4 protein-coding genes are annotated in these 8,061 nt (G+C 40.6%); all 4 read left to right on the top strand.

All coding sequences use genetic code 11. The features are described from left to right. Positions 1-180: 180 nt before the first annotated feature. Positions 181-798, top strand: a complete 618-nt coding sequence (locus HMPREF0850_RS10465; RefSeq protein ID WP_001166742.1) for an IS30 family transposase — start codon at positions 181-183, stop codon at positions 796-798. Positions 799-919: 121 nt separating this feature from the next. Then, positions 920-3,106: a PTS transporter subunit IIBC gene (locus HMPREF0850_RS10460; RefSeq protein ID WP_000973836.1), complete on the top strand. Its 2,187-nt coding sequence runs from the start codon at positions 920-922 to the stop codon at positions 3,104-3,106. Positions 3,107-3,157: 51 nt separating this feature from the next. Beyond that, on the top strand, positions 3,158-3,973 hold the full coding sequence (locus HMPREF0850_RS10455; protein WP_000670859.1) for an endonuclease/exonuclease/phosphatase family protein: 816 nt from the start codon (positions 3,158-3,160) through the stop codon (positions 3,971-3,973). Between the two features lie 203 nt (positions 3,974-4,176). Continuing rightward, positions 4,177-8,061 (top strand): SHIRT domain-containing protein (locus HMPREF0850_RS10450; RefSeq protein ID WP_000465978.1); only part of this gene is annotated, 3,885 nt, incomplete at its 3' end.

Here is an 8,061-nt window from a genome sequence, read left to right as displayed (position 1 = left end):
CTTCTTCTTTTAGCGCTTGTATAAAAATTGAAAGTTCTATAATGAAGTTAGCCAGCCAACTTTCCTAAAAATGAGCTGGTTCAACTAGTCTATGTTGTTAAATGAAATCTAGTTATAGGCATAAGAAAACACCTCTGTGTTAGACTTGTTGTTCACCACAAACACAAGAAAGGCACAGAGATGCAAATCAACTATACTACAAAAGCTAAACACTTGACAATCCATAGTCGTCGCTTAATCGAACGATGGAAATTAGAAGAGAAATCAAATAGAGAAATCGCCTCTCTACTTGGAAAAGCTCCTCAGACCATCCACAATGAAATCAAGCGTGGTACAGTCCTACAATGTATTGGAAAGGGACGTTTCAAAGCGAAAAACTACTGTCTACTGGCCTTGACGGATCAAAGGAGCAGACACCAAATCATTCGATCAATTCCAAATAAAATCGCTGAGTCTGTCAATCAGGCTATAAAACTTATCTTAAGACAACACAAGATTCTTTCCATCACGGCAGATAATGGAGCCGAATTCAACCGCTTATCTGATGTGTTTTCTAAGGAACATATCTACTATGCACACCCCTATGCCTCTTGGGAAAGGGGAACCAATGAGAATCACAACAGGCTCATTCGTAGATGGTTACCTAAAGGAACCAAGAAAACGACTTCCAAAGAAGTCGCCTCCATCGAAAACTGGATCAATAACTATCCTAAAAAATGCTTGGACTACAAGTCGCCCAGAGAAGACTGCTTGCTGGCTAACTTGAACTTGAAATTTAGCGCTTGTATAAAAATTTAAGAAAAACGGAAAATTTTTTTATAAAAGCCTTTACAAAAAAAATAAAGTGGTATAATTAAATCATAAACAAGTGCAAACGTTTTCGTAAAACGTTTGCCTAAATAAAATAAAGGAGATTTGAATGATGAAAGCTACATTCAAAAATGTCTTGTCTTTCGAGTTTTGGCAGAAATTCGGTAAGGCTCTAATGGTGGTTATCGCCGTTATGCCAGCGGCTGGATTGATGATCTCAATCGGTAAATCAATCGTGATGATTGACCCAAATCTTGCTCCTCTAGTGATTACAGGTGGAATCCTTGAGCAAATTGGTTGGGGGGTTATCGGTAACCTTCATATTTTGTTTGCCCTTGCTATTGGGGGAAGTTGGGCAAAAGAACGTGCAGGTGGTGCATTTGCAGCCGGGCTTGCCTTCATCTTGATTAACCGTATCACAGGTACTATTTTTGGAGTTACAAGTGATATGCTGAAAAACCCTGAGGCTATGGTCACTACTCTCTTTGGTGGCTCAATCAAAGTTGCTGACTACTTTATCAGCGTTCTTGAGGCTCCAGCGCTTAACATGGGGGTTTTCGTAGGGATTATCTCTGGTTTTGTTGGGGCAACAGCTTATAACAAATACTACAACTACCGTAAACTTCCTGATGCGCTTTCATTCTTCAATGGGAAACGCTTCGTACCATTCGTTGTCATCCTTCGTTCAGCTATTGCAGCAATTGTACTTGCAGCTTTCTGGCCAGTAGTTCAAACCGGTATCAATAGCTTTGGTATTTGGATTGCCAACTCACAAGAAACTGCACCAATTCTCGCACCATTCTTGTATGGTACCTTGGAACGTTTGCTCTTGCCATTTGGTCTTCACCACATGCTCACTATCCCAATGAACTATACAGCTCTTGGTGGAACATACGAAATCCTTACTGGTGCAGCTAAAGGAACTCAAGTATTTGGTCAAGACCCACTATGGCTTGCATGGGTAACAGACCTTGTTAACCTTAAAGGTACAGATGCAAGTCACTACCAACAATTGTTAGATACTGTTCACCCAGCTCGTTTCAAAGTTGGACAAATGATCGGTTCATTCGGTATCTTGATGGGTGTCATCGTTGCTATCTACCGCAATGTTGATGCTGACAAGAAACACCAATACAAGGGTATGATGATTGCAACAGCCCTTGCAACATTCTTGACAGGGGTTACTGAACCTATCGAGTATATGTTTATGTTTATCGCAACACCTCTTTACCTAGTGTATGCTCTTGTTCAAGGTGCTGCCTTTGCTATGGCGGATATTGTTCACCTTCGTATGCACTCATTCGGTTCAATTGAATTCTTGACTCGTACACCACTAGCAATTAATGCTGGTATTGGTATGGATATCGTTAACTTTATCTGGGTAACTGTCCTCTTTGCGGTTATCATGTACTTCATTGCCAACTTCATGATCAAGAAATTCAACTACGCAACTCCAGGACGTAACGGAAACTACGAAACTGCTGAAGGAGCATCAGAAGATGCAGCTTCAGGTGAAACAAAAGTTGCCGCTGCTTCTCAAGCTGTAAATATCATTAACCTTCTTGGTGGTCGTGCAAACATCGTAGATGTAGATGCATGTATGACTCGTCTTCGTGTAACTGTTAAGGATGCAGATCGTGTTGGTACTGAGGAACAATGGAAAGCTGAAGGAGCTATGGGTCTTGTCATGAAAGGACAAGGTGTCCAAGCTATCTATGGACCAAAAGCTGACGTGTTGAAATCTGATATCCAAGATATCCTTGACTCAGGTGAAGTAATTCCTGAAACTCTTCCAAGCCAAATGACAGAAGTTCAAAAAAATACTGTACATTTTAAAGGTGTAACTGAGGAAGTTTACTCAGTAGCTGACGGTCAAGTTATTGCCTTGGAACAAGTGAAAGATCCAGTCTTTGCTCAAAAAATGATGGGTGATGGTTTTGCAGTAGAACCAGCAAATGGAAACATTGTATCTCCAGTTACAGGTACTGTATCAAGTATCTTCCCAACAAAACATGCACTTGGACTTGTTACTGAATCAGGTCTTGAAGTACTTGTTCATATTGGTTTGGATACTGTAAGTCTTGAAGGAAAACCGTTTACTGTTCACGTTTCTGAAGGACAAAAGGTTGCAGCAGGTGATCTTCTTGTTACAGCTGACTTGGATGCTATCCGTGCAGCAGGTCGTGAAACATCAACAGTGGTTGTCTTCACAAATGGAGATGTTCTCAAATCTGTTAAATTAGAACAAACTGGTTCTCTTGCAGCTAAAACAGCAGTTGCTAAAGTAGAATTGTAATATACTTGAGGTTGGAAGCTGTTTTCCAACCTCTTGTTTTAGGAGAAAAGCATGAAATTTTTAACACTCAATACCCACAGTTGGATGGAGAAGGAAGCAGAAGAAAAATTCCAGCTCTTACTCCAGGATATTCTTGATAAAGACTATGATTTGATTTGTTTCCAAGAAATCAATCAAGAAATTACTTCTCCAGAAGTGGAGGTTGATCATCTTTATCAAGCTTTACCAGCGGCAGAACCCATTCATCAAGATCACTATGTCCGACTTCTGGTTGAAAAATTGTCTGAGAAAGGGAAGAATTACTACTGGACTTGGGCTTACAATCATATCGGCTATGACCGCTACCATGAAGGTGTGGCAATCTTATCTAAAACGCCTATTAAAGCGCGTGAAATTTTAGTGTCTGATGTAGATGACCCAACGGACTACCATACTCGCCGTGTCGCCTTGGCAGAGACAGTGGTTGAAGGGAAGGAGCTTGCTCTTGCAAGCGTTCATCTTTCTTGGTGGAATAAAGGTTTTCAAGAAGAATGGGCACGATTTGAGGATGTACTGAAGGATTTGAATAAACCTCTGATTTTAGCAGGTGATTTTAATAATCCAGCTGGTCAGGAAGGCTACCAAGCGATTTTAGCTAGTCCACTGGATTTGCAAGATGCTTTTGAAGTTGCTAAGGAGAGAAGCGGTAGCTATACCGTTCCACCAGAAATTGATGGTTGGAAAGGAAATACCGAACCGCTTCGAATTGACTATGTCTTTACAACGAAAGAGTTAGAAGTAGAAAGCTTGCATGTAGTTTTTGATGGTCAGAATAGTCCGCAAGTCAGTGACCACTATGGTTTGAACGCGGTATTAAATTGGAAATAAAAGCAAAAAATGAAAGGGAGCGATTCCTTTCATTTTTTTACAAAAATCCCTATAATCACAATTTTAGAGAAGAAAGTTTCTTGTATATTTGTATATTATGAGGAAATATCCACAAATAAGTTTTTAAAAATTTACGGTCAAAAAATAGATAATATCAACTATTTATGATAAAATAGAAATTATGAAATAAAAGGAGGACTGGAATGTTTTTTCAGGATAGAAAGATAAAATATTCAATCCGCAAATTGTCAGTTGCTACTGTGTCACTTGCGATTGGATTTTTGTTTGCGCCTGCGGCGCTTGGAGTCGCTCAAGTAGCTCAAGCTGATGAGCTTGCAACTACTGAACAAGTGGAGAATAAAGCAGAGAATCAGGTCTCGGTGGGCTCTTCTGCAACAGAGCAAGCAGAGCCTCAGAAAGAAAACCAAGTTGCTTTGAAATCTTCCGAATCTGCGGTAGCAGAAACAAGTCAAGCGACAGATTTGACTGCTTTTAAAAATGCTCAGCCAGCTACAGGCACAAGCCAGTCAGCTGCAGGCACTGCCCAAGCAACTCCAGCAAATGCTAGTCTCAATAAGAGCACTTTGGAGAACTACCTCAAAGAGTTGCGCAGCAAGGACTTTTCAAGTAAGACAGACGATAGTCTAGAAATCTTGAACGGCGTGATGGCAGCTGCTGATAGCGTGCTTCAAACTGCAACAAAGCAAGAAGAAATTGATAAAGTTTATCGCAATCTCGTGACTTTTGTTAATTCTGGTCTTCGTGATAAAAATCCGAAATTCATTCCAGAAAAGGATAAGACTCCTCGCTCGGCACTTTATGAGTTTGAAAGTGCTACACCAGGAAAAACGGTTCCATTTGGTCTGAACTACTTGAAGCCAGAAGACACAACAATCTACAAAAAGGGCGATAAAGTAAAAGCCATCCAGCCAACTGAAACAACTTATGTAGAGTATGATGGAAGTGGTAGATGGACCTTTAAGGGCTATGACCATGATAGTCAGGTGATTGACAAAGATGATGTTTTCTTCACAGGTAAGTGGGAATATACACCAACACCATACAAGGCTACCTATAGATCGGTTAATGGATCACCTGGAAAAACTTTGCCATCTTATGTTGCAAATTGGAGTCCAGAAGATAAAAGAAGATTTGCTGAGGGTGAAGTAGTAAAAGCACAAGAATTTCACTATGTTTTTTATACTTCAGAAGAATATCCTAACCGAAAAGGCTATTGGGCTTTGACTGGCTTTGATGCTCCAAGTAAAGTGGCAAACAATGGCGATGTAGAGTTCGTAGGAACTTGGAAATACTTTGAGGATGTCACTGTATCCTACAAACCTATGAACCAGCACGATTTTGAGAATTTTTATCATTTACCAAGTAGTCCTAAGACCTCACGTGACGAATATAAATTACCTCTTCCTAAGGAGATAAAAGATCTAGAAAGTAAGCTATACGATTACAAGCTTTCTCTCAATCAGTTTGATAAACGTGATGAGTATTTACCTAAAGATATACTGGATACGCTAGCAGCCTTGCATCGCTACGATGAAGCTCAAAATCTCTACAAACCTTTTTATGATGCGGAAAATGAAGGAAATTGGACCTTTGAGGAAGATGTAGTAGATTTAACCTTCAGTCGTGAACTAGAGCGGGCGGCTACATATGGGGAAATACCAAAAGTTACAATACCATTGGAGTTTGTATTTAAAGGGGTTCCTCGGAAACCGACTTACGAGTTTCTCAGTGGGACTGCTGGCAAAGCACTACCTGCTGAGATCAATAATCTGAAGCCGGTAGATATGCCTGAATGGGAGTATGCAAAGAGAAAGCAATACCCGAAAGGTGAGATGGTTGAGTCTGTTAGACCGACTCAAGAGTCCTACTATGATGCAGTTAACAAGGGTACCTGGACCTTTACAGGCTACGATTTTACTAAAAAACCAGTAAGTGAGTGGGATCATAAAGGATGGAACCTTAAGTTTACAGGTACTTGGACTTTTGTAGCGGATAAGTACTCAGAAAACTATGAATTTGTTAGCTCAGATCCTAGTCGATCTCTACCAGCTGCAGTTAAGGCCTTGACGCCAAGTAATACAAATACTTACAAAAATGGCGAAACTGTATTTGCGGAATATCCACGTGAGACGACCTACATGGACTTTGATAACGAGGGTACTTGGAAATTTGATGGCTATGACGCTAATAGCAAGGTAGTTAATCAAGATAAAGTTCTCTTTACAGGTACTTGGTCTTTCACACCACACAGAGATAAGACTGTTTCCTTTGACTTTGTCAGTGATACCCCAGGGAAGGCTATTCCAGATGATCTGAAGGCACAAATTCCAGCTCCTATCACGACATCTCCGAAAGATTATTCTGATAATGTTAGATATGCCATTGAAAGTTTCTATACATACACAGATGATGATAATGATGGTACATGGAAGTTTATTGCTCCTGAGAAGATAGAAAAACCATCTGATGATGAGGACTCTACTTACACACTCCACTGGGTCTTTGAACCGACCAAGCGTAGTGTTTATTATGACTTCTATACAGATTCAAAAGATGATTCTGGTCAAACGATCTATCCGCCATCAACTTTGTATAATTTAATCACTTACGAAAGAGAATTTGTCAAGGGTGAAAAAGCTCGCGTTAAAATGCCGTCTAAAACAAGATTTGAGGATCCTGATGGCCGAGGGACTTGGGTATTTGATGACTACTATGAAGATGATAATACGACTATTTCTCCACGTGTGAAAACAGTCGGGGCAGGAGACGTTATCTTTAGAGGGAAATGGATTTTGGTTCCTACCAATCAGTCTGATACGATCTATAGGGTAGAGTATAAATTTACTAACTCGACTCCTGCTTATCCTCTTCCAAATAAGATTCGCGAGATGCTTCCAGCTGGCACTGATTTCGTTGGACGAGCTGATGATTACAAAGATGCAAGCAAACTTGACACCACCACAGTAACTGTTCCGACAGGTACATGGACCTTCCATGGTTTTGATGCGGATAAATACGGAAAAGCTATTGCAGGTACGAAAGTGAAGACCATCACAGGATCTTGGAGCTTTACGCCAAATGGTATAGACTATCAGTTCCAATCAACTAATCCTGCTTTTGCACTACCAGATCATATCACCAAGTTGACTCCGAAAAATCCTTATGATTACAAGTTATATACTAAGGAAATTCTGGCTGAACAACCAAGTGAAACGACTTATGTTGATATAGCAAATAAAGTGACTTGGACATTTGCAGGATACGATAAAGAAAAAATCGTTGTAGCAAAAGGCAGACAGACTTTCCTTGGAAGCTGGGTACCTACTCCAAATCCAGAATATGTATTCAAATCTTCTGACGCACGTGTTCCATTGCCACAAAGTATTTTGGGAATGCTTCCAAATGATGAGGCTTCTTATAAGGTTGGTGACACCATTGTAGCCAAACAACCTGCTAAAGAATCAGTAGTTGAAGAAGAAAAAGACTATCTCTGGACCTTCAAAGGTTACGATCAGAAGAATGCGACATATAATGGCAAGCGCGTGACATTTACAGGTATCTGGGAAGCAACGCCTAGACCGCATCATGTAAGCTATACTTTTGAAAGCGAAACGGCTGGTGTTGATTTGCCTGAATTTATCCAGAAGAAAGCGCCAAAAGATGGCTCAACTTACTTCAACGGGACGAGAGTTTTTGCAGAAGAGCCGACAACAAAGACTTACAAAGATGATATGAACGATGGTAGCTGGACTTTCCTTGGTTACGATGCCAAAAGTAAGTTTGTGAAAAAAGCTGATTTGACTTTCACAGGTAAGTGGAAGTTTGAAGCTAACAAGTATCAAGCTACTTATCGCTTCGAGAGCGCGACAGTAGGTAAAGCTCTTCCAGCAGCCATCACAGCATTGACTCCAAGTGACAGTGCAACATATGAGAATGGTGACACTGTTTCCGCTCAACAACCATCTCAAACTACATACACCGACGCAGTGAACGACGGCACATGGACCTTCAAGGGTTATGACGCAGCTAGCGCCGTTGTCAACAAGTCCAATGTAGAGTTTGTAGGG

This window comes from Streptococcus sp. M143 (genome assembly GCF_000162495.1).
Lineage (GTDB): Bacteria > Bacillota > Bacilli > Lactobacillales > Streptococcaceae > Streptococcus > Streptococcus dentisani.
Note: the sequence above shows the minus strand (reverse complement) of the source record. Positions and strands in the feature narration are given on the sequence as shown.